19 protein-coding genes are annotated in these 21,756 nt (G+C 72.6%); 7 read left to right on the plus strand and 12 right to left on the minus strand.

The features are described 5' to 3' along the window. Window positions 1-162: 162 nt before the first annotated feature. Window positions 163-933 carry an IclR family transcriptional regulator gene (locus OG522_RS28395; protein WP_329465858.1) on the minus strand — a complete coding sequence of 257 codons (771 nt, stop codon included), beginning with the start codon at window positions 931-933 and terminating at the stop codon, window positions 163-165. A gap of 104 nt (window positions 934-1,037) precedes the next feature. Here OG522_RS28395 and OG522_RS28400 point away from each other — a divergent pair, with 104 nt between their 5' ends. Then, window positions 1,038-2,615, plus strand: a complete 1,578-nt coding sequence (locus tag OG522_RS28400) for an aldehyde dehydrogenase (NADP(+)) (RefSeq protein WP_329465859.1) — start codon at window positions 1,038-1,040, stop codon at window positions 2,613-2,615. 133 nt (window positions 2,616-2,748) lie between these two features. Here the strand turns inward: OG522_RS28400 and OG522_RS28405 are convergent, their stop codons facing one another. Beyond that, window positions 2,749-4,131: an MFS transporter gene (locus OG522_RS28405; RefSeq protein WP_329465860.1), complete on the minus strand. Its 1,383-nt coding sequence runs from the start codon at window positions 4,129-4,131 to the stop codon at window positions 2,749-2,751. A gap of 70 nt (window positions 4,132-4,201) precedes the next feature. Between OG522_RS28405 and OG522_RS28410 the strand changes: the two genes are divergently transcribed. The 3 genes from OG522_RS28410 to OG522_RS28420 all read left to right on the plus strand — a co-directional run bounded on the left by OG522_RS28410 (window position 4,202) and on the right by OG522_RS28420 (window position 7,081). Continuing rightward, window positions 4,202-5,161, plus strand: a complete 960-nt coding sequence (locus OG522_RS28410) for a GlxA family transcriptional regulator (protein ID WP_329465861.1) — start codon at window positions 4,202-4,204, stop codon at window positions 5,159-5,161. 79 nt (window positions 5,162-5,240) lie between these two features. After that, complete coding sequence (locus OG522_RS28415) at window positions 5,241-5,948, plus strand: DsbA family oxidoreductase (protein ID WP_329465862.1); 708 nt, start codon at window positions 5,241-5,243, stop codon at window positions 5,946-5,948. An 83-nt stretch (window positions 5,949-6,031) separates the two neighbouring features. Beyond that, window positions 6,032-7,081, plus strand: a complete 1,050-nt coding sequence (locus tag OG522_RS28420) for an aminotransferase class V-fold PLP-dependent enzyme (RefSeq protein ID WP_329465863.1) — start codon at window positions 6,032-6,034, stop codon at window positions 7,079-7,081. Window positions 7,082-7,133: 52 nt separating this feature from the next. Here OG522_RS28420 and OG522_RS28425 read toward each other — a convergent pair whose 3' ends face one another. The 6 genes from OG522_RS28425 to OG522_RS28450 all read right to left on the minus strand — a co-directional run bounded on the left by OG522_RS28425 (window position 7,134) and on the right by OG522_RS28450 (window position 12,461). Continuing rightward, a complete protein-coding gene (locus OG522_RS28425; RefSeq protein WP_329465864.1) occupies window positions 7,134-7,796 on the minus strand; it encodes a hypothetical protein in 663 nt (220 codons plus the stop codon). A gap of 151 nt (window positions 7,797-7,947) precedes the next feature. Then, window positions 7,948-8,808, minus strand: a complete 861-nt coding sequence (gene thpD, locus OG522_RS28430) for an ectoine hydroxylase (RefSeq protein ID WP_329465865.1) — start codon at window positions 8,806-8,808, stop codon at window positions 7,948-7,950. Window positions 8,809-8,810: 2 nt separating this feature from the next. Further along, a complete protein-coding gene (locus OG522_RS28435; RefSeq protein WP_329465866.1) occupies window positions 8,811-9,215 on the minus strand; it encodes an ectoine synthase in 405 nt (134 codons plus the stop codon). 48 nt (window positions 9,216-9,263) lie between these two features. Continuing rightward, entirely contained in the window at window positions 9,264-10,532 is a 1,269-nt protein-coding gene (gene ectB / locus OG522_RS28440) for a diaminobutyrate--2-oxoglutarate transaminase (RefSeq protein WP_329465867.1), read from the minus strand. Next, a complete protein-coding gene (gene ectA / locus OG522_RS28445; protein ID WP_329465868.1) occupies window positions 10,529-11,050 on the minus strand; it encodes a diaminobutyrate acetyltransferase in 522 nt (173 codons plus the stop codon). Before ectA ends, ectB begins: the two co-directional genes overlap by 4 nt. A gap of 313 nt (window positions 11,051-11,363) precedes the next feature. Beyond that, window positions 11,364-12,461: a pyridoxal-phosphate-dependent aminotransferase family protein gene (locus OG522_RS28450; protein WP_329465869.1), complete on the minus strand. Its 1,098-nt coding sequence runs from the start codon at window positions 12,459-12,461 to the stop codon at window positions 11,364-11,366. An 89-nt stretch (window positions 12,462-12,550) separates the two neighbouring features. Between OG522_RS28450 and OG522_RS28455 the strand changes: the two genes are divergently transcribed. Both OG522_RS28455 and OG522_RS28460 read left to right on the plus strand, forming a co-directional pair. Continuing rightward, window positions 12,551-13,636 carry an amidohydrolase family protein gene (locus OG522_RS28455; RefSeq protein WP_329465870.1) on the plus strand — a complete coding sequence of 362 codons (1,086 nt, stop codon included), beginning with the start codon at window positions 12,551-12,553 and terminating at the stop codon, window positions 13,634-13,636. A gap of 454 nt (window positions 13,637-14,090) precedes the next feature. Beyond that, complete coding sequence (locus tag OG522_RS28460) at window positions 14,091-15,071, plus strand: SCO1860 family LAETG-anchored protein (protein WP_443074758.1); 981 nt, start codon at window positions 14,091-14,093, stop codon at window positions 15,069-15,071. A gap of 184 nt (window positions 15,072-15,255) precedes the next feature. Here the strand turns inward: OG522_RS28460 and cobC are convergent, their stop codons facing one another. Beyond that, window positions 15,256-16,773 (minus strand): Rv2231c family pyridoxal phosphate-dependent protein CobC, encoded by a 1,518-nt coding sequence (gene cobC, locus OG522_RS28465; protein WP_329465871.1) that lies wholly within the window; start codon window positions 16,771-16,773, stop codon window positions 15,256-15,258. 87 nt (window positions 16,774-16,860) lie between these two features. On the opposite strand from cobC, the gene OG522_RS28470 reads away from it, so the two are divergent. Further along, window positions 16,861-17,583 (plus strand): ZIP family metal transporter, encoded by a 723-nt coding sequence (locus OG522_RS28470; protein WP_329465872.1) that lies wholly within the window; start codon window positions 16,861-16,863, stop codon window positions 17,581-17,583. 5 nt (window positions 17,584-17,588) lie between these two features. Here the strand turns inward: OG522_RS28470 and OG522_RS28475 are convergent, their stop codons facing one another. The 3 genes from OG522_RS28475 to OG522_RS28485 are packed head-to-tail and all read right to left on the minus strand — an operon-like array spanning window position 17,589 to window position 21,756. Further along, a complete protein-coding gene (locus OG522_RS28475) occupies window positions 17,589-19,058 on the minus strand; it encodes a cobyrinate a,c-diamide synthase (RefSeq protein ID WP_329465873.1) in 1,470 nt (489 codons plus the stop codon). Further along, window positions 19,052-19,660, minus strand: a complete 609-nt coding sequence (gene cobO / locus OG522_RS28480) for a cob(I)yrinic acid a,c-diamide adenosyltransferase (protein WP_329465874.1) — start codon at window positions 19,658-19,660, stop codon at window positions 19,052-19,054. The genes OG522_RS28475 and cobO overlap by 7 nt, the downstream gene beginning before the upstream one ends. Continuing rightward, on the minus strand, window positions 19,660-21,756 hold the full coding sequence (locus OG522_RS28485; RefSeq protein WP_329465875.1) for a putative cobaltochelatase: 2,097 nt from the start codon (window positions 21,754-21,756) through the stop codon (window positions 19,660-19,662). Before OG522_RS28485 ends, cobO begins: the two co-directional genes overlap by 1 nt.

The raw sequence follows: 21,756 nt of genomic DNA on the forward strand, positions 1-21,756 counted from the left end.
TCCGCCTCCGCCGTGCGGAGGAGTGCCGGGTGTCTGCCGGGGGCACGGGGCGCCGCCCCGGACCCCGCTCCTGGCCCCAGGGGCTCGATCCGCCTGCGGCCCACGCCCGTTCCGGCCGGAGTCGGAGGCGGCGCGTCCCCAAGGGGGCCCGACGGCTCGGAGTCAGAGGCGGCGCGTCGCCAGCGTCAGACGGTCCCGGGCGTCGAACAGGGCGTCCTTCACCGTCTGTTCGTGGGCCGGGGTCAGCCGGGCCACCGGGACCGAGCAGCTGATCGCGTCGCGGGCCGGGGTGCGGTACGGGATCGCGACGCCGAAGCAGCGCAGGCCGAGCGTGTTCTCCTCGCGGTCCACGGCGTAACCCTGCTCGCGGATGAGGTGCAACTCCTCGATGAGCTTCTCGCGGTCCGTGATGGTGTGCTCGGTGAGCTGCTGGAGGGTCTCCGGGAGCAGCTTGCGCACCTGCTCGTCGCTGTGGGTGGCGAGCAGCGCCTTGCCGAGCGAGGTCGAGTGGGCCGGCAGGCGGCGGCCGACCCGGGTGAAGGGGCGCAGATAGTGCTGGGACTGGCGGGTGGCGAGGTAGACCACGTTGGTGCCGTCGAGCCGGGCGAGGTGGATGGTCTCGGTGGTGTCGTCCGAGAGGCGGTCCAGGGTGGGGCGGGCCGCCGCCACCACCTCGTCTCCGTCGATGTAGGAAGTGCCCACCAACAGGGCCCGGACACCGATTCCGTACCGGGTGCCCGTCGCGTCGGTCTCCACCCAGCCGAGCTCGACCAGGGTGCGAAGGAGCATGTAGAGACTGGACTTCGGGTAGCCCACCGCCTCCTGGACCGCGGCGAGGGAGTGCATTCCGGGGCGTCCTGCGAAATACTCGAGCAACTCGACGGTCCGCACCGCGGACTTGACCTGTGCTCCACCTGAATCGGCAGCCGACATCCCGCACCCCGCTCCTTCTCGCCAAGGCGTCTTGCCAAGGCGGAACGCCCGTTAATAGAGTCCCAGCATATTCAGCATCGGGAACTCCGTTCAGAATACCGAACATGTCCTGGTGGGCGGCAGTAGTGGAACGGCAGTGGAAGGACAACGCGGTGAGCGCAGCAGCACCAGTCTGGAGTGTCGACCCCCGAACCGGGAAGCCGCGTGAAGAGGTTGCCCTCGAAGCCACGCCCGAAGAGGTCGACCAGGCGGTCCGAGCCGCCTGGGCCACCCGCGGGACGCTGGCCGACCTGAGCGTACGCGCCGTGTTCCTGCGGACCGCGGCCGACCTCCTGGACGCCTCCGCCGAACACGTGGTGGAGGCCGCCGACGCCGAGACGGCCCTCGGACCGGTCCGCCTCGCCGGCGAACTGGCCCGTACCACCGCCCAGTTGAGGGCCTTCGCGGAGGCCGTCGAGGAGGGGTCCTTCCTCGACATACGCATCGACCACGCCGATGCGTCCCGTACCCCGCCGTGGCCGGACCTGCGGCGCGTCAAGATCCCGCTGGGTGTCGTCGCCGTCTACTCGGCCTCCAACTTCCCGCTCGCCTTCTCCGTGCCCGGCGGTGACACCGCGAGCGCGCTCGCGGCCGGCTGCCCGGTCGTCGTCAAGGCGCACCCCGACCACCCGGCCACCTCCGAGCTCTGCGTCTCGCTGCTGCGCCGCGCCGCCGCCCAGGCGGGGCTGCCCGAGGACGTCGTGGTGCTGGTGCACGGCTTCACCGCGGGGGTCGAGCTCGTACGCCATCCGCTGGTGTCGGCCGCCGGGTTCACGGGGTCGGTGCGCGGCGGACGGGCCCTGTTCGACGCGGCGGCCGCCCGGCCCGTGCCCATCCCCTTCCACGGCGAGCTCGGCTCGCTGAACCCGGTGGTCGTCACGGCCGCCGCCGCCGAGGAGCGCGGCGAGCAGATCGGGGCCGCGCTCGGCGCCTCCATGACCATGGGCGTCGGCCAGTTCTGCACCAAGCCCGGCTTCGTTCTGGCCCCCGCCGGCGAGGCGGGCGACGCCCTGCTCAAGGCGCTCACGGCGGCGGTCAGCGACACCGACGCCGGGGTGATGCTCGACCACCGGATGCGGGACGCGTTCGTCGCCGGGGTCACCGAGCGGGCCGCGCTGCCCGGGGTCGAGGCCCCGGTCACGCCCGGTGCGGGCGGCGAGCACACGGTGAGCGGCGGATTCCTGACGGTCCCGGCCGCGCTGCTCACCGAGGAGGGCGCGTACGACCTGCTCCTGGAGGAGTGCTTCGGCCCGGTGACCGTCGTCGCCCGGTACGCGGACGACAGCGAGATCGGCGCGGTGCTCTCCCGGCTGCCCGGCAACCTCACCGCCACTCTCCAGCTCTCCTCGGTCGAGGCGGAAGGCGAGGGACCCGGGGCCCAACTCCTCGCGGAACTCACCCAGTTGGCGGGACGGGTCCTGGTCGACGGCTGGCCGACCGGTGTCGCGGTCGCCCCCGCCCAGCACCACGGCGGCCCCTACCCGGCGACCACCTCCACCTCCACCTCGGTGGGTGCCACCGCCGTGGAGCGCTGGCTTCGCCCGGTGACGTACCAGAGCACCCCGCAGGCCCTGCTGCCACCGGAGCTGCGCGACGACAACCCGCTGGGGCTGCCGCGCCGCGTGAACGGCATCCTCGGGTGACGGCGCGGCTGCTCTGACCGCTGGAGCAGTACGGCCCTGATGAGCCCTGGGTTCCATGGCGACGGCGTGCTCCCGGTACGCGCCGGAGGCCGTTCCCAGGGCCGCTGGCCGGTCCGGGGAAGGGGCGGGGAGGCTACTTCGCCGACCGAAGCCGCAGCGTCGCCGCCGCGGAGATCGCGAACAGCCCCGCCGCGATCAGCAGACTCGTACGCAGACCCGGTACGAAGCCTTCGCCGCCCGCGACCAGCGCGCCGAACACCGCGATGCTGAGGGCGCCCGCGACCTGTCGGCCCGCGTTGAGCACCCCGGCCGCCAGGCCCGCCCGCTCCTGGGGCAGCGCCTCCATCATCGCGGCGGTCAGCGCGGGCACCGAGATGCCGCAGCCGAGCGCCAGCGGAACCATCAGGAACGCGGCGAGCAGCGTAGGGGTGTGCTCGTCGGCGAGCAGCAGCACCAACAGGCCGGCCAGGGCGGTCAGTTGGCCGATCAGCATCGGCACGCGCGGCCCGAAGCGGTTCGACAGCTTTCCGGAGAGCACGTTCATGACCGGGATCAGCGCGGTCATCGGCAGGAACATCAGCCCCGCCGTCAGCGCCGACTCGCCGCGCACCCGCTGGAAGTAGAGGCTGAAGGCGAAGATCACGCCGTAGAAGGCGACGCTGGCCGCGGCGCCCGCGCCGATGGCGACGGTCACGGTGCGGCTGCGGAACAGGCCGAGCGGCACCACCGGATGCGCCACCCGCCGCTCGATCAGCCAGAACGCGACCCCGGCGGCCAGCGCGACCGCGCCCGCCGTGATCCGTACCGTCCCCTGCTCGATCACCGCGAAGGCGAGCGCCGCAAGCGCGACCGCGGCGGCCAGCTGGCCCGGCAGGTCCAGCGGCGCGGGACGGCGTTCGGCGCGCGGGGCGCGGGAGGTCAGGGCGAGGGCGACGAGGCCCAGCGGGAGGTTGATGAAGAAGATCCCGCGCCAGTCCCAGACCGTGGTCAGCGCGCCGCCCGCGACCGGGCCGAGCGCCACCGCGACCGAACCCCCGGCGGCCCAGAGCGCCACCGCCCTGGCCCGCCGCGCCGGATCCGGGTACGCCTGCCGCACCAGGGCGAGCGAGGCGGGCAGCACCACCGCGGCCGCCACGCCCTGCACGACCCGGGCGCCGATGAGCACACCCAGGGTCGGGGCGATGCCGCAGGCCGCCGAGGCGAGGGTGAAGACGATGGTGCCGAGCGCGTACGCCTTCGCCGATCCGACCCGGTCGGCGAAGGCACCGGTCGAGAGCATCAGCGCGGCGAAGGCGAGCGTGTAGGCGTCCACCACCCACTGGAGGCCGGACATGCCGCCGCCGAGGTCGGTGCCGATCGCGGGCAGCGCCACGTTCACCACGGAGGCGTCCAGGGTGATCAGGGCAAAGCCGACGAGCGCGGCGGCCAGGGTGAGAGAGGGGGAGGCTCCGTGCGGCGGCTTCGAGGTCAATTGGCGTTCGGCGGGGGCGGTTTGGAGTGCGGCGTTCGAAGACATGCCCTCAGCCTGACGGGTGGAAGCCGCGTAGAGTAGTGGCCCGAATGCCATACCTCCGGAGGTTCTGGCCATGCCGCTGCACCGGGTCGCCGTCATCGCGCCCTCGCCCGTCTCGATGTTCAACCTCGCCATCCCCGAGCTCCTCTTCAGCAAGGTCGAGGTCGACGGCGGCCCCGGCTACGAGGTGGTGGTCTGCACCCCCGAGCCCGGCCCGATCGCCACGACCGGCGGGCTTGACCTGTACGTGGGCCGGGGCCTGGAGGCGGTCGAAGGCGTCGACACCGTACTGGTCGCCGGGACGGGCCAGCGCTACGTACCCGATCCGCGCACGGTGGCCGCGGTCCGCCGGGCCGCCGCGGCGGGCACGCGCATCGCGTCCATCTGCAGCGGGGCCTTCGTGCTCGCCGAGGCCGGGCTGCTCGACGGGCGCAGCGCCACGACGTACTGGGAACTCGCCGAGGAGCTGCGCAAGCGCTACCCCGCGCTCGACCTCAAGGGCGATGTCCTGTACGTCCAGGACGGCAATGTCATGACCTCCTCCGGGTACGCCGCGGGCATCGACCTGTGCCTGCACATCATCCGCACCGACTACGGCGCCGCCATCGCCAACAAGGTGGCCCGCCAGGCCCTCGTCGCGCCGGTGCGGCCGGGCGGTCAGACCCAGTTCACCCAGACCCCGCTGCCCGCCGAGCGCGGGGTGGTCTGCGCGGACACCCGGGGCTGGGCGATGCGCAACCTCGACAAGCCGCTCACCCTCACCGATCTGGCCCGCCACGCGGGCGTCAGCGTGCGCACCCTGACCCGGCGCTTCCACGCCGAGAGCGGCGCGAGCCCGCTGCAGTGGCTGCTTCACCAGCGCATCGAGCGGGCCAAGGAACTCCTGGAGACGACCACCCTCGCCATGGACCAGGTCGCCGAGGCGAGCGGCCTGGGCAGCGCGGACTCCCTGCGCGGCCACCTGGTGCGGCGCACCGGCCTCACCCCGAGCGCCTACCGGGCCATGTTCAGCAGACTGGCCGCGACGGCCTGACCCCGGGGAATGGTCCCGGTCCGGCAGGTGTTGTGCGGAGGCAAAACGTACGGGGTTCAACAAGTCTGAGAGAAGTGACATGCGCGTCGAGATCTGGAGCGACATCGCCTGCCCGTGGTGCTACATCGGCAAGGCCCGCTTCGAGAAGGGCCTGGCGGAGTTCGCCCACGGCGACGAGATCGAGGTGGTCCACCGCTCCTTCGAGCTCGACCCCAACCGTGCCAGGGGCGACATCGGCCCGGTGATCCCGATGCTGGCCAAGAAGTACGGCCGCACCATCGATCAGGCCCGCGAGATGGAGGCGCACGTCGCCTCCAACGCGCACGCCGAGGGCCTGGGCTACCTGGCCGACGGCCGCGACCACGGCAACACCTTCGACATCCACCGCCTGCTGCACCTCGCCAAGGCGCGCGGCCGCCAGGAAGAGCTGCTCGACCTCGCCTACCGGACCAACTTCGCCGAGGAGCGCTCCGTCTTCGACCCCGAGGTCCTGGTGGAGCTGGCCGTCGAGGCCGGTCTGGACGCCGACGAGGCGCGTACGGTCCTCGGCGACGTGGACGCGTACGCCGACGAGGTGCGCGCCGACGAGCGGGAAGCGGCCGAGCTCGGCGCGAGCGCAGTCCCGTTCTTCGTGCTCGACCGGAAGTACGGGATCTCCGGCGGCCAGCCCGCCGAGGTCTTCACACAGGCCCTTGAGCAGGCCTGGCAGTCGCACACCCCGGCCCTCAAGACCATCGCAGGCGACGCGGAGGCCTGCGGACCCGAGGGGTGCGAGGTCCCCCGCTGACCACCCATTCATAAGCCTCACTTAGGGGCACCAGTCAATTGTTCTCAATTGACTTGGGGTTGGCGGGCGTTCAGGGTGGAGTCATGGAACTGGACTCCCTAGTGCGCGGCGAGTTCGCGCCGCTGACCACCTACCTCAACACCGCGAGCACCGGGCTGCTGCCCGCCCGGACCGTGGCGGCCATGGGTGAGGCCGTGGCCGCCTCGGCGGCGGGGCGGCCGACCGACATGTTCGGCGACGTGGAGGCGGCCCGCGCGAGCTACGCCCGGCTCGTGGGCGTCCCCGTGCGCCGCGTCGCGACCGGCGCGTCCGTCGCCGTCTACACCGGCCTCGTCGCGGCGTCGCTGCCCGTCGGGGCCGAAGTCCTGCTCGCCGAGGCCGACTTCAGCTCCGTGGTGAACCCGTTCCACATGCGCGGCGACCTGAAGGTGCGCACCGCGCCGCTTGAGGGCCTCGCCGAAGCGGTTCGGCCGGGCACCGCGCTGGTCGCGGTCAGCTCGGTCCAGTCCGCCGACGGCCGGATCGCCGACCTCGCCGCCATCCGCGAGGCCGCCCGCACCCACGGCGCCCGGACCCTCGTCGACGTGTCCCAGGGCGTGGGCTGGTACCCGGTCGACGCCGGGGCGTACGACTACACCGTGACCGTCGGCTTCAAGTGGCTCACCACCCCGCGCGGGGTCGCCTTCCTCACCGTCCCCGACGACCTCGGTGGGCTGAACCCCCTGTTCGCCGGGTGGGTGGCCGGCGAGCGTCCCTGGGACAGCTGCTACGGCCCGGTCGAGGAACTCGCGCACTCCGCGCGCCGGTTCGACGAGAGCCCCGCGCTGTTCTCGTACACCGGCGGCCGGCACTCCCTCGCGCTCATCGAGGAACTGGGCACGGACCGCATCCACGCCCACAACACCGCGCTCGCCGACCGCTTTCGCGCCGGGCTCGCCGCGCTGGGCCACGAACCGGTGCCCGCGCCCGGATCGGCGATCGTCTCGGTGCCCGGCCTTGGCCACCGCCAGGCGGAGTTGAGCCGGGTCGGCGTCGAACTATCCGACCGGGCGGGCAACTTGCGCGCGGCCTTCCACTTCTACAGCTCGGCCGCCGACGTGGACCGGCTGCTCGATCTGCTGCCGGGACGCTGAGGGCGGCGCTGCGCCGCCGGGCCGTGACCTGGACGGAGCCTGGCCGCGGGGCTCAGCGGGTCCTCGTGCCGGAGCCGAGTGGCTCGCCGTACCAGCGCCACCTCTCCGGGCGGGGCCTGCCCGGCAGATCGGCCCGGCCGGTGGCCCACAGCAGCACCTGCCAGCGGTCCTGATCGTCCGGCACGTCCCGGAAGAGCCGGGCGAGCACCCGGTCGCACAGGCCGCCCGGCGGGGCCCAGACGAGGCCGAGGCCCTGGGCCACGTCGTGGGTGTGCAGCAGGGTCTCCACGATCCCCATCGCCGCGAAGCCCTCCGGGTCCGAGACCCCGAAGCTGTGATGGGCCCGCACCTGCGGCGAGGTCGTGCGCACCATCGCGGTGAGCAGGGCGCCGCTCGCCTCCAGCGTCTGGAGGAGTCCGGCGGGGCCCGCGGCGCGGTCGGCGTGCACCGCGTTGCGGGGGCCGCCGGGCCGCTTCGCCTCCCACAGGAACGGCACGTCGCCGTCCAGCGGCGGCTGGGCGGGCCCGAGCTGCGCGGCGTACGCGAAGAGGTCGTCCGAGAGGTGCTCGACGGTCTCCCAGCAGTCCCACTCCAGCGAGCCGGCCTTCACGCTCCAGTCCGCGCCGAGTCCGGCGCGCAGTGCGGTGACGGACAGCCGCACGGAGTGCTCGACGTCGGCGGCGGTGACGGGAGTCCGTGAAGATTCATCAGCCATGGGGGGACCGTACCAACGATCTCTGTGCGAATGATCTATCACGGTGTGATCGTTGTGCGAACGCTCAGAGGTGGTCGCGGGGGCGGGCGAAAGGGGCGGCCGACGGGTCGGGAACTCCCTGCCCGTCTGCCGCCCCTTTCGCCGGGTGCGCTCACCGCACCGGCGTGAAGTCCCTCGCCCCGATGAACTCCGGGCGGCGGATCGGAGCCGCGAACGGCTCGACCGCCGCGTTCTCCACGCTGTTGAACACGATGAAGACGTTGCTGCGCGGGTACGGGGTGATGTTGTCCCCGGAGCCGTGCATGGCGTTGCAGTCGAACCAGGTCGCCGAGCCCGCGCGGCCGGTGAACAGCCGGATGCCGTGCCGGTCGGCCATCTTCGTGAGCGCCTCGTCGGACGGCGTCCCCGCGTCCTGCATCTGCAGGGACTTCTTGTAGTTGTCCTTCGGGGTGGCGCCCGCGCAGCCGAGGAAGTCCCGGTGCGAGCCGGGCATGATCATCAGGCCGCCGTTGGTGTCGTGGTTCTCGGTCAGCGCGATCGACACGGAGACCGTGCGCATGTGCGGCAGACCGTCCTCGGCGTGCCAGGTCTCGAAGTCCGAGTGCCAGTAGAAGCCCGAGGCGCCGAAGCCCGGCTTGACGTTGATGCGCGACTGGTGGACGTAGACGTCCGAGCCGAGGATCCGGCGGGCCGTGCCCACGACCCGCTCGTCGCGGACCAGTTGGGCGAAGAGCTCACTGATCCGGTGCACCTCGAAGACCGACCGCACGGACTGCGACTGCGGCTCGATGATCGACCGCTCATCGGCACGAACGGAAGGATCGACGATCAATCGCTCAAGTTCCGAGCGGTAGACCGCGACCTCGTCGTCGGTGAGCAGGTCCTCGATCGCGAGGAAGCCGTCCCGCTCGTACGATTCGAGCCCGGCGGCCGGTCCCCAGACGACCGGGTCCTGGCGGGGGGTGATCACCTCGGCGGTGCCACGCGTGGGGTACAGATCCTGGGCGGTCATGGTCAGCCCTCCTCGGGTTCGGTCAGCAGGGGGTAGACGCCGTTCTCGTCGTGGTCCTCCCGTCCGGTGACGGGGGGATTGAAGACGCAGACGCAGCGGAAGTCGGTCTTGGGGCGCAGGGTGTGGCGCTCGTGGCCGTCCAGAAGGTACATCGTGCCGGGCGCGATCCAGTGGGTCTCGCCGGTCTCCTCGTTGGTGAGCTCGGCCTCACCCTCGGTGCACAGCACCGCCTCGATGTGGTTGGCGTACCACATGGCCGTCTCGGTGCCCGCGTACAGCACGGTCTCGTGCAGGGAGAAGCCGACCTTCTCCTTCGCGAGGACGATCCGCTTGCTCTCCCAGGTGCCGGAGGCGGCCTTGACATGGCGGTCGGTGTTCTCGATGTCCTTGAACGATCGGACAATCACGGTGAGTTGATCCCTTTCGGTGTACGTCGGTGGGGTGCGGGTGGGAGCTCAGACGGTCGCGGCGACCGCGCGGGCCAGCGACCGCAGCCCCTCGTCCAGCTCCTCGGGCGTGATGGTCAGCGGCGGCAGCAGCTTGACCACCTCGCTCTGGGGACCCGAGGTCTCCAGGAGCAGCCCCAGCTCGAAGGCGCGGGCGCAGACCTCGGAGGCGCGGGCCGGGTCGGCGAACTCCAGGCCCCAGACCAGGCCGCGGCCCCGGTAGCTCGCACCGAGCCGGACGTGTTCGGTGCACAGCGCGAGCAGCGCCTGCTCGATCTGCTCGCCGCGCGCCAGGGTGTGCTTCTCCATCTGGCCGTCGGCCCAGTACGCGTCGAGCGCGGCGGTCGCGGTGACGAACGCCGGGTTGTTGCCGCGGAAGGTGCCGTTGTGCTCGCCGGGCTCCCACACGTCGAGCTCGCCCTTGAACAGGCAGAGCGACATGGGCAGGCCGTAGCCGCTGATCGACTTCGAGACGGTGACGATGTCCGGCACGATGCCCGCCTCCTCGAAGGAGAAGAAGGCGCCGGTGCGACCGCAGCCCATCTGGATGTCGTCGACGATGAGCAGCATGTCGCGGCGCCGGCACAGATCGGCGAGCGCGCGCAGCCACTCGGTCCGAGCCACGTTGATGCCGCCCTCGCCCTGCACGGTCTCCACGATCACGGCGGCCGGCTTGTTGAGGCCGGAGCCCTGGTCCTCCAACAGGCGCTCGAACCACAGGAAGTCGGGCACCCGGCCGTCGAGGTAGTTGTCGAACGGCATGGGCGTGCCGTGCACCAGCGGGATGCCGGCCCCGGCCCGCTTGAAGGCGTTGCCGGTCACCGCGAGCGAGCCGAGCGACATGCCGTGGAAGGCGTTGGTGAAGGAGACGATCGACTCGCGGCCCTTGACCTTGCGGGCCAGCTTCAGCGCGGCCTCGACCGCGTTGGTGCCGGTCGGGCCCGGGAACATCACCTTGTACGGCAGGTCGCGCGGCCGCAGGATGACGTTCTGGAAGGTCTCAAGGAACGCGCGTTTCGCGGTGGTCGCCATGTCCAGGCCGTGCGTGATGCCGTCCCGCTCGATGTAGTCGATCAACGCCCGTTTCAGTACGGGGTTGTTGTGGCCGTAGTTGAGTGAGCCGGCGCCGGCGAAGAAGTCCAGGTAGCTGTGGCCGTCCTCGTCGGTGAGGCGGGCACCCTGCGCACGGTCGAACACGGCGGGCCAGCCGCGGCAGTAGCTGCGCACCTCCGATTCGAGCGACTCGAAGACACTGAGGGCGGGCGGGGTGATGGTCACAGCGATTCTCCCTGGGGGTGGAGGGGGCCGATGCGGTAGAGGACCTCGGGTTGGTGCCCGTCGTCGGGGAACAGCCCGGCATCGAAGAGGAGTTCACGGCTGAGCAGGGCACCGCGCCGCTGGGCGTACGAGGTGAACAGCCGGTCGGAAGGGGTGTTGTCCGGCGACACCGTCGTTTCGAGGCGGGTGATCCCGTGCGAGCCGGTCACCTTCGCGGTCAGCGCCTCCAGCAGCAGTCCTGCAAGCCCCCGGCCCCGGTGGGCGTGGTCGACGGCGACCTGCCAGACGACCAGCGTGTCCGGCCGCTCCGGCCGTACGTAGCCGGTGACGAACGCGATCGGCTCGCCGGCCTCGCCCCGGGCCACCACGGAGGTCCGGGCGAAGTCGCGGCACCAGAGCAGATAGCTGTACGAGGAGTTGAGGTCGAGCACCTCGGAGTCACGGGCTATGCGCCAGATTGCGGCTCCGTCCTCCACTCGTGGGCTTTCGATTTGGACTGCTGTTTGGGCGGCGGTCATGCCGAGGGAATTTACCGATCGGAAATTGAAATCGCATTCCCGTCAGGGGGTGTGCAAAGAGAGGTTCTGTGTTATCACGCGAGCATGCGCGCGATCCGATTTGTCCGGTAATTACCGGACAAAAGGGTCGGGTTGTGGAGTCGATCACACCCCTGTGACACCTCGGGAACCTTGTTGAAATCTTTGTGTTTGAGGTCGGGAAGTCGGGGCAGAAGAAAACGGGAAGCTGCGGTGGATAAGCAGCTTCCCGTTATGTGGAACGTTTTGCGGAATTCAGTTGTGCTTTACGCGCCGGAGGGTCGCCGGAAAAGTGTCACCAGGTTTCGGAGACGGCCCTGCGGGCAGCGTCCAGGTCCACCGCCACGCCGTGCTCGCCGAGCGCCGCCCCCAGCGCCGCGAGCGAGGACTGGACCGCACCCCGGGTGGCGTCCACGCCGTAGTGGTTGACCCGGATCATCGTCGCGGACAGCGCGCCGCCGCCCGCGATCAGCGGCAGCGAGGGGTCCGAGGCGAGCGCCTTCGCGACCAGCTCGCGGGCGTCGACCGCCTCGGGGACCCGCAGGGTCGTGGCCACCGGGGCGGCGTCGACGGCCTCGTGGACGTACGGCGCGAGCCCGCCGCCCAGCGCGAGCGCACCCGCCCGGGTCGCGGCGGCCGCCGAAGCGTGCCGGGCCATCACCGCCGCCAGGCCCTCGGACTCGATGCGCTCCACACAGGCTTCGAACGCCAGCATCTCCAGCTGGGCGGGCGCGTGCAGCAGGGCCTTGCGGCCGCCGTCGATCCAGCGCTGCTTCCAGTCCAGGAGCGAGAGGTAGGAGTGGCGCGGCGCGTTCGGGTTCGCGGCGATGCGCTCCCAGGCGCGGGCACTGACCGATACGGCCGACACCCCGGCCGGGCCGCCCATCGCCTTCTGTGCGCCGATCACACACAGGTCCACGCCCCAGGCGTCCGGACGAAGAGGCTCGGCGGCCACCGACGCCACCGCGTCCAGCATGAACAGGGCGCCGTGCCGGCGTACGACCTCGCCGATCTCCGCGACCGGGTTCGTATTGCCGGTCGCCGCCTCCGCGTGCACGAGCGAAACGAAATCGATCTCCGGGTGCTCGGTGAGCGAGCGGTCGATCTGCTCGGCGGTGACCGCGGTGTGGAACGGCACCTCCAGATCGATCACCTCGGCCCCGCAGTCACGCAGCCAGTTCCCGAAGGTCTGCCCGTAGGGACCGGTCACGACGTTGAGCGCCGTGGAGCCGGGGTGCGCGGCGCCCCGGATACAGCCCTCCAGGGGGAGCAGCGCCTCGCCCTGCATGATCACCACGTTCTGCTCGGTGCCGAGCAGGACGGCCACCCGTCGCTCGATCGCCGCGAAGTGGTCGGCGGTCAGCGGGGCCAGGTCCAGGAGCGGGTGTGTCACGGCGATGCCTTCTTCGGTCGGGTCGGGGGCCAAGTCGGGTGTTCGATCCTCTGGATGGAGACTACCCAGCGCCTCGTACAGTGCTGACCATGAGCGATCGCACGGTGCTGCATGTGAAGGGGCGCGTCCTCGCCGGACCCGAGGACGTTCGGGACGAGCTGTGGGCGGTCGACGGGCGGATCACCTACGAGCGGCCTCCGGGCGAGGCCCTCACCCTCACCGGCTGGGTGCTGCCCGGCCTGGTCGACGCGCACTGCCACGTCGGTCTCGACCGGCACGGGCCGGTGCCGGACGAGGTGAGCGAGAAGCAGGCCCTCACCGACCGCGACGCCGGGACCCTGCTGGTGCGCGACGCGGGTTCGCCCTCCGACACCCGCTGGATCGACCACCGCGAGGACCTGCCGAAGATCATCCGGGCGGGCCGCCACATCGCGCGCATCCGCCGCTACATCCGCAACTACGCCCACGAGATCGAGCCCGGCGATCTCGTGGCGTACGTCGCCCGCGAGGCGCGGCGCGGCGACGGCTGGGTCAAGCTGGTCGGCGACTGGATCGACCGCGACACCGGCGACCTGGGCGCCTGCTGGCCGCGTGGCGAGGTGGAGGCCGCGATCGCCGAGGCCCACCGGCTGGGCGCCCGGGTCACCGCACACTGCTTCGCCGAGGACTCGCTCAGGGACCTGGTCGAGGCGGGCATCGACTGCATCGAGCACGCCACGGGGCTGACCGAGGACACCATTCCGCTGTTCGCCGAGCGCGGCGTCGCGATCGTCCCGACGCTGGTCAACATCGCCACGTTCCCGCACCTCGCGGACGGCGGCGAGGCCAAGTTCCCGCTGTGGTCGGCCCATATGCGGCGGCTGTACGAGCGCCGCTACGACACGGTGCGCTCGGCGTACGACGCGGGGGTGCCCGTCTTCGTCGGTACGGACGCGGGCGGCTCGCTCGCCCACGGCCTGGTCGCGGCCGAGGTCGCCGAACTCGTCAAGGCGGGCATCCCGGCGCTCGACGCGCTCTCCGCGACGGCCTGGGGCGCCCGGTCCTGGCTGGGGCGCCCGGGGCTCGACGAGGGAGCCCCGGCCGACCTGGTGGTCTACGACCAGGACCCGCGCGTGGACGTGCGGGCCCTCGCGGCGCCGAGCCGGATCGTGCTCAACGGACGCGTGGTGGGCTGACGGGCGGCCAACTCCCGCTGCGGCGGGGCGATTTGGCGGCGTACCCCGCCGGTCGGTCAGGTCGGCCCGTGGCCCAGGCCGGTCCGGTCGGTCAGCGGGCTGAGCGGGGCGAGCGCGGGGTCGGGCTCGCCGGAGAACTCGCGGTTGACCGGGCGTTACGCGTGGCGTGCCGATTCGTTGAGCACTTTCATGCGTACGCCGGGTGGTGGGGTGGCGTAGGGGGTGCGGCCCGGGGTGGCGGTGACGAGCGGGAACTCCTGTGCCGGAAGAATCGAATACAGGCACGGAAACCACCCTTTGGGGTGAACTCACGCCACGCTACTGTCAGTTCACTCTCAGTGCGTAAAGATTCCGGTGTCTCAAGTCGCAGGCGCGCCCCGTGATTCGCAGGAGTCCCACGAGTCCCCGTGGCGGGCGCCCGGACAGTCATGTCTCCAGTGGGGGTTCCACCATTTTGAACAGCAACAACTTCCGCCTGCCCGCACCCGGTCCGGCCGCCTGTCGTCCCCTCGGCCGCCGCTCCGCCCGGATCGCGGCCTGTGTGGCGCTCGCCGCCGGACCGCTGCTGCTCGCGGCGCCGGCGCGAGCCACCGGCGGACCGGGCGACAGCGGGGGCCGGGCCAGTGCCGTCGTGCTGCGCACCGGGCTCGACGTCTCCCTGCTCAACAAGGCCGTCGACGTACCGCTCAAGGCCACGCTCAACGAGGTACAGGCGCCGGCCGGCGCCGACAGGACCGCGCTGACCGTGAAGCTCGACGCGGTCGGCGGCGGCCGGCCCGTCGATGTGCTGAAGGCGGACGTCGCCACGGCCAGGGCGAGCGCCGACGCGAAGAAGGCGGCGGGCTCCACCCGGCTCGTCAACGCCCGGCTGCATGTGCCGGGGCTGCCGCTGCTCTCCCTGGTGGAGGTCGGCGAAGTGACGTCCAGCGCGGTCTGCGAGGCGGGCCGGGCGCCGGTCGCCCAGTCCAATGTGCTGGGCGCGGTGACCGTGCTCGGGCGCAAGGTCACCCTGTCGTCCGGCGGCACCACGCGCGTGCAGGTACCGGGGGTCGGCGAGGTCACCCTCGACCTGTCGAAGACCACGACGACGTCGCGCACCGCCGCGGCCGTCGCCCTTCAGCTGAAGGTGTCGGTCAACCCGCTCCATCTGAACGTCGCCGACGTCAAGGGCGAGGTCACCCTCGCCGAAGCGACCTGCGAGACGCCCAAGGCGCCCGAACCGCCGGCACAGGGCGGCACCGTGGCCAAGGGCGCCCCGGCGAAGGCTCCGGCCGGTACGGATGTGAAGGCGCAGAGCGGCGCCGCGGACACCAAGCTCGCGCAGACGGGGGGGAGTTCGGCCACGCCGTACCTCGCCGGTGGCGCGGCGGTCCTGCTGGTGGGCGGCGCGGGCGCGCTGGTCCTGACCCGGGCGCGGGGCGGCCGCGCAGAGTAGGCGCTCCGCGGGGAGGGGGGCTCGCCCGGCCGCGGTTGACCGTGTCTTGTGGCGCGGTTCCCGCGCCCCTTCGGGGGCGCGGTGGCGCGCCGGGCTTGCACAGGGCGGTCTCGGCCGGAGGCCCGAAAGGGCTCCCGGACGGGACCGCCCAGCGCTCGGCCTCGTGCGCTTGTCCGCCGCCCCTTCAGCGCCCGGTCAGGGTCAGCGCCTGGTCCAGGGCCTGGAGGAAGCGGTTGGTGGTGGTGCGGTCGCGGACCGCGAGGCGCAGCCAGTCGGGACCGAGGCCCGGGAACGTGTCGCCGCGCCGGACGGCGAAACCGAGACCGCGCAGCCGCTCCCTGACCTCCGCCGCACCCTCGACGCGCATCAGGACGAACGGGCCTTCGGCCGGTTCCACCGTCAGGACGTCCTCGAACTCCCCGAGCCCCGCCAGGAGATGGGCCCGGTCCTCGGCGATCCGCACCGCCGCGGCCTCGGCCTCCGCCAGCGCGTGGGGCTCCACGCAGGCGCCCGCCGCGACCAGCGCCAAAGTCGACACCGGCCACAGCGGCTGGGCCCGCTGGAGTGCGGCGATCGTTTCGGGTCCGGCCAGTACGTAACCGATCCGCAGCCCGGCGAGCCCCCACGTCTTGGTCAGGCTGCGCAGTACGACCAGACCGGGAAGGTCGGTGCGCCCCGCGAGGGCCTCGCGCTCGCCCGGCACCGCGTCCATGAACGCCTCGTCCACCACCAACACCCGCCCCGGGCGCGCGAGTCGGGCCAGTGTGTCGGCCGGGTGCAGCACGGACGTGGGATTCGTCGGATTGCCGACCACCACCAGGTCCGCGTCGTCCGGCACGGCCGCGGGGTCCAGCCGGAAACCGTCCTCGGCCCGCAGCAGCACCCGCCGCACCTCGTGCCCCGCATCGCGCAGTGCCGCCTCCGGCTCCGTGAACTGCGGGTGCACCACCACAGGCTGACGAAACGTCAGGGAACGGGCCAGCAGGACGAAGGCCTCCGCGGCGCCCGCCGTCAGGAGCACCCGCTCCACCGGCAACCCGTGCCGGTCGGCCACCGCCGCGCGGGCCGCCCGGCCGTCCGGGTAGGCGGCGAGCCCGGTCAGCGAATCGGCGATGCGCTCCCGCAGCCAGACCGGGGGCGTGCCCGTGCGGACATTGACCGCGAGATCCGTCAACTCGCCCCCACCGTCACGTACTTCGGCGTCACCGTGATGCCGCAGATCGTGTTCGGCTTCGGAAGGCGCCCCGGCGTTCCGCGGGGCGGCTGGGCGGCGTCGTACGATCGCGCAGGTCGCCATCGCGGGCCGGCCCGCCGGGCTCGACTTCCGCTTGGGCACGAGCAGTTCGCCGCCCCCGGCCAGCGCGGCGGCCTCCGCCACGGAAGGGGTCGCGACGGCGGCCAGTACCGCCTGCGAGCCGCGCGGCACCCCTACCGCCGCCAGCTCATCGGCTCCGTACGAGACGATCGGCACCCCGAGCTTCGCCGCGGCCCGCACGATGCCCGGCTCCCGCGATTTGCCGTCCACCGTGGCTAGCGCGGCGACGGCGCACCCGTCGAGACCCGCGTCCGCGAGCGCGGCCCCGATCAGGCCGAGCACCTCGTCGGCCGAGACCCCCTTCGAGGCGCCGACCCCCACGACGAGCGGGGCCCCGGCGTCCTGCGGGGCGGGGGCGGGTGTGCCGCGGGTGGCGTCGTCGGCCATGGCTGGTTCCTCTCAGGCCGCTCTGGTACCGCGGCGGGGGAAAAGGTGGACGTGCGGAGTAGGGGCCGCGTCGGTTAGCAAGGGCGCATGGCGGTAATCGTCGCGCTCGGCGCGTTCCTGATGACCCTGGTGGGCGGCTGGACCGCCCAGCGGGTCACCGACCGGCGCCACCTCGTGCTCGGCCTCGCCGGCGGGCTCATGCTCGGCGTGGTCGGGCTCGACCTGCTGCCGGAGGCCCTGGACGCGGCCGGCGACGACGTCTTCGGGGTGCCGCGGGCGCTGCTCCTGTTCGTCGGCGGCTTCCTGTTCGCGCACGTCGTGGAGCGGGTACTCGCGGTCCGCCAGGCGGCACACGGAGCGGGCGACGAAAGGGTTCCGCAGGTCGGCCTCACGGCCGCGTCCGCGATGGTCGGACACAGTCTGATGGACGGCGTCGCGATCGGCGCGGCCTTCCAGGTGGGCGGCGGCATGGGCGTCGCCGTGGCCCTCGCCGTGATCACCCACGACTTCGCCGACGGCTTCAACACGTACACGATCACCAGCCTGTACGGGAACGAGAGGCGCAAGGCGGTGGCGATGCTGGTCGCCGATGCGCTGGCCCCGATGGTGGGCGCCGCCTCGACGCTGCTCTTCACCCTTCCGGCGCAGCTGCTCGGCAGCTATCTGGGCTTCTTCGGCGGCGTGCTCCTCTATCTGGCTGCCGCCGAGATCCTCCCAGAGGCCCACCACGACCACCCCGCGCTGTCGACGCTGCTGTTCACGGTCGCGGGCGTGGGATTCATCTGGCTGGTGGTGGGCATCGCGGGCTGAGCGTGTCATCCCGCGCAGCCCTCGGTGAAGCGGCGGGCCACCTCGGGGCGGGCCGCCCAGTGGGTGTGCAGGTAGCTCGCGTGCACGCCGCCCTGCACGAAGCCCTCGACCCGGCGCTCCGGGTGCACCAGACCCCAGGCGGGGGTGGCTCCCGCGCCCGGCTCGATGACGGTGCGGTGGAACTCGTGGCCGCGCAGCCGGGTACCCGCGACGGCCAGGCTGTTGTCGCGCACCGCGACTGCCTCCCGGTAGCCGAGGGTGAGGCGGCCCGACATGCGAGCGTCGGCGTCGAGCACCCCGCACATGGGCTGCCCGTCGAGGGAGCGCGCCAGATAGAGCAGGCCCGCGCACTCGGCGGCCACGGGCGCGCCCGAGCGGGCGAGCTCGGCGACGGCCTTGCGGAGCCGTTCGTTGGCGGACAGCTCGGCCGCGTACACCTCGGGAAAGCCGCCGCCTATCACCAACCCGCCGGTGCCGGGTGGGAGTTGCTCGTCCCGGAGCGGGTCGAAGGTGACGACCTCCGCGCCGGCGGCGGCCAAGAGCTCGGTGTGCTCGGCGTAGGAGAACGTGAACGCGGAGCCGCCCGCGACGGCGACGACGGGCCGCCGTGCCGGGGCCGTCCCCACCCCGTTCCTCCCCGAACCCGGGGCTTTGCCCCCGGACCCTCCCTCCTCAAACGCCGGAGGGGCTGGATTTCGCTGAGCCCGAAGGGCGGCGGCGGAGCCCCGCGCCGACTGGTCGGGGCCGAGTGCGGACCCCGGCTCCCACGGCTGCACGCCCAGCGGCGGAGCCGTCCGCGCCAGGGCGAGCAGCGCGTCCAGATCGCAGCCCGCCCGCACCTGCTCCGCCATCGCCGCCACCGCGGCCACCGCGTCGGCCCGGCGTTCCGCCACCGGTACCAGGCCCAGGTGGCGGGACGGGGTGTCGACCTGAGGGGCGCGGCGCAGGGCGCCGAGAACCGGCACCCCCACGTCCTCCATGGCCTCCCGCAGCAGTGCCTCGTGCCGATCCGAGCCCACCTTGTTCAGGATCACGCCCCCGATCCGCACCTGTGGGTCGAAGGACACGAAGCCGTGCACCAGCGCCGCCACCGACCGCGACTGCGAGGAGGCGTCCACGACGAGGACCACCGGGGCGCGCAGAAGCTTGGACACCTGGGCGGTGGAGGCGAGTTCACCGAGGCCGCTCGCCCCGTCGTACAGCCCCATTACCCCTTCGACCACGGCGAGGTCGCAGCCGCGCGCCCCGTGCGCGAACAGCGGGGCCACGAGCTCGGGGCCGCACATGTACGCGTCCAGGTTCCGGCCGGGGCGGCCGGTCGCCAGCGAGTGGTACCCGGGGTCGATGTAGTCCGGGCCCACCTTGTGCGGCGACACCGCGAGCCCGGCCTGCGCGAACGCGGCCATCAGCCCCGTCGCGACGGTGGTCTTCCCGCTGCCCGACGACGGGGCGGCGATGACGAGACGTGCTACCACTCGATGCCCCGCTGGCCCTTCTGACCGGCGTCCATCGGGTGCTTGACCTTGGACATGTCCGTCACCAGATCCGCGAACTCCACCAGCTGCTCAGGTGCGTTGCGGCCGGTGATGACCACGTGCTGGGTGCCCGGACGGTCGCGAAGCACCGAGACGACCTCCTCGACGTCGACCCAGCCCCAGTGCAGCAGATAGGCGAACTCGTCGAGCACGTAGAACTTGTACGTCTCGGCCGCCAGGTCGCGCTTGACCTGCTCCCAGCCCTCGCGGGCCTTGTCCTCGTGGCTGGGCTCGCCCTCGGCGGGCTCCCGCTGGATCCAGGACCAGCCCTCGCCCATCTTGTGCCAGTCCACCGCGCCGCCCTCGCCGGACGCCCCGAGCACCTTCAGCGCGTTCTCCTCGCCGACCTTCCACTTCGCCGACTTCACGAACTGGAACACCCCGATGGGCCAGCCCTGGTTCCAGGCGCGCAGCGCCATCCCGAACGCGGCCGTCGACTTCCCCTTGCCGACACCCGTGTGCACCATGACCAGATGCCTGTTACGCCGCTGACGCGTCGTCAGACCGTCCTCGGGTACGACACTGACCTGTCCCTGCGGCATTAAGCGGCCCTCCTCGAAGTTCCCTGTACGTCCTTGACAAGACCGGCGATGGAATCCGCCCGCAGTTCGTCCAACGTGACGGCGCTGCCGCCCAGTTCGCGCGCGAGCTCTCCCGCGAGCCCGAGCCGAACCATCCCCGACTCGCAGTCCACCACCACCGACGCGGTGCCCTCGGCGGCGTGCAGCCGGGCGGCCCGGGTGCCGAGCGCCACCGGCTCGGGGCCGCCCGTCGCCCGGCCGTCGGTGACGACCACGAGCAGCGGCCGCCGCGAGGGATCGCGCAGCCGCTCCACGCGCAGGACGTCGTGCGCCTTCAAAAGCCCGGCCGCCAGTGGGGTGCGGCCGCCGGTGGGCAGCGTCGCGAGCCGGGCGGCCGCCGCGTCCACCGACGAGGTGGGCGGCAGCGCCAGTTCCGCGTCCTTGCCGCGGAACGTGATCAGACCGACCTTGTCGCGCCGCTGGTAGGCGTCGAGCAGCAGCGAGAGCACCGCCCCCTTGACCGCGCTCATCCGCTGCCGGGCCGCCATCGACCCCGACGCGTCCACCACGAACAGCACGAGATTGCCTTCGCGGCCCTCGCGGGTGGCCTGGCGCAGATCGTCCCGCCGCACCACCAGACCGCGGCCCGACCGGCCGCGCGCCCGCTGGTGGGGGGCCGCGGCCTGCACGGTCGCCGCCAAGTGCAGCTTGGTGAGCGCCCCTTGGGGCCGCCGCGAACCGGTCGTCCTGCCGTGCTCGGTACGGGCCCGCGAACGCCTGCCCGCCGCGCCCTCGCCAAGACCGGGCACGCTCAGCATCTTCGTCCGGAACGGCTCGGCGGCCTGCACCGCCGCGCGCTCGCCGGGCCCGGCGGGGGAGGGGGCCCCGGAAGTCTCCGGCACCTCGGGGGCTTGTGAGGCTTGGGGACTCCCGGCCGCGCCGTCGGGGGCACCGCCCTGCGGCGGGATGCCCCCGCCCCCGCCGGGACCGCCCGGCCCCTGGGGACCCGGGTCCGGATCGTCGTCGTCCTCGTTCCCGGTGGACTCGGTGGACTCGGTGGACTCGGTGGACTCGGTGGACTCGGGGGACTCGGGGGGCGCGTTGTCGTTCTTGAACCGGTCCAGCGTCTCGTCGAGCTTGTCCTGGTCGAGCCCCGGCGCATCGAAGGGGTTTCGCCTGCGGCGGTGCGGCAGAGCGAGCAGCGCGGCCTGCCGGACGTCCTCACTCGTCACGTCCGTACGCCCGTCCCAGGCGGCCAGCGCCGTCGCCGTCCGCGCCATCACGATGTCGGCGCGCATGCCGTCCACCTCGAACGCCGCGCAGGTGGCGGCGATCTGGAGCAGCGCCGCGTCCCCGAGCACGACGGAGGGCAGGAGCTCGCGCGCGGCCACGATCCTGGCCCGCAGCGCGCCCTCCTCCGCGGCCCAGCGGGAGGCGAACGCGACCGGGTCGTCGTCGTGGGCCAGCCGGCGCCGTACGACCTCCACCCGCTGCTCGGGCTCCCGCGAGGCCGCGACCTCGACGGTCAGCCCGAACCGGTCGAGCAACTGCGGCCGCAGCTCGCCCTCTTCCGGGTTCATCGTCCCCACCAGCAGGAACCGCGCGGCGTGCCGCACCGAGACGCCCTCGCGCTCCACGTACGAGGACCCCATCGCGGCGGCGTCGAGCAGCAGGTCGATGAGGTGGTCGTGGAGCAGGTTGACCTCGTCGACGTACAGGATGCCGCGATGGGCGTCCGCGAGCAGCCCCGGCTCGAAGGCCTTCACGCCCTCGCCGAGCGCGCGCTCGATGTCGAGGGCGCCCACCAGACGGTCCTCGGATGCGCCCACCGGAAGCTCGACCATGCGCGCCGCGCGGGCGACGCCCGGCCCGGCCTCGTGCGGCCCGTCCGGGCACCGGTCGTCGGGCCCCGCGGGGTCGCAGCTGAAGCGGCAGCCCGCCACCACCGCCACCTCGGGCAGCAGGTCCGCGAGGGCACGGACGGCCGTGCTCTTCGCGGTGCCCTTCTCACCCCGGACGAGGACGCCGCCCACGGCCGGGCTCACCGCGTTCAGGAGCAGCGCAAGGCGCAGGTCGTCCATGCCGACGACGGCGGTGAACGGATACCGGGTGCTCAT

It is taken from the genome of Streptomyces sp. NBC_01431, from assembly GCF_036231355.1.
Classification (GTDB): Bacteria; Actinomycetota; Actinomycetes; order Streptomycetales; family Streptomycetaceae; genus Streptomyces.

Coding starts and splice junctions, on each gene's coding strand:
- thpD (WP_329465865.1), bottom strand. CDS start 8,808: ATGACCGCCCAGGATCTGTACCCCACGCGTGGCACCGCCGAGGTGATC.
- OG522_RS28420 (WP_329465863.1), top strand. CDS start 6,032: ATGGAACTGGACTCCCTAGTGCGCGGCGAGTTCGCGCCGCTGACCACC.
- cobO (WP_329465874.1), bottom strand. CDS start 19,660: ATGCCGCAGGGACAGGTCAGTGTCGTACCCGAGGACGGTCTGACGACG.
- OG522_RS28400 (WP_329465859.1), top strand. CDS start 1,038: ATGTCCTGGTGGGCGGCAGTAGTGGAACGGCAGTGGAAGGACAACGCG.
- OG522_RS28470 (WP_329465872.1), top strand. CDS start 16,861: ATGGCGGTAATCGTCGCGCTCGGCGCGTTCCTGATGACCCTGGTGGGC.
- OG522_RS28410 (WP_329465861.1), top strand. CDS start 4,202: ATGCCGCTGCACCGGGTCGCCGTCATCGCGCCCTCGCCCGTCTCGATG.
- OG522_RS28485 (WP_329465875.1), bottom strand. CDS start 21,756: ATGAGCACCCGGTATCCGTTCACCGCCGTCGTCGGCATGGACGACCTG.
- cobC (WP_329465871.1), bottom strand. CDS start 16,773: ATGGCCGACGACGCCACCCGCGGCACACCCGCCCCCGCCCCGCAGGAC.
- OG522_RS28425 (WP_329465864.1), bottom strand. CDS start 7,796: ATGGCTGATGAATCTTCACGGACTCCCGTCACCGCCGCCGACGTCGAG.
- OG522_RS28405 (WP_329465860.1), bottom strand. CDS start 4,131: ATGTCTTCGAACGCCGCACTCCAAACCGCCCCCGCCGAACGCCAATTG.
- OG522_RS28415 (WP_329465862.1), top strand. CDS start 5,241: ATGCGCGTCGAGATCTGGAGCGACATCGCCTGCCCGTGGTGCTACATC.
- OG522_RS28395 (WP_329465858.1), bottom strand. CDS start 933: ATGTCGGCTGCCGATTCAGGTGGAGCACAGGTCAAGTCCGCGGTGCGG.
- ectA (WP_329465868.1), bottom strand. CDS start 11,050: ATGACCGCCGCCCAAACAGCAGTCCAAATCGAAAGCCCACGAGTGGAG.
- OG522_RS28455 (WP_329465870.1), top strand. CDS start 12,551: ATGAGCGATCGCACGGTGCTGCATGTGAAGGGGCGCGTCCTCGCCGGA.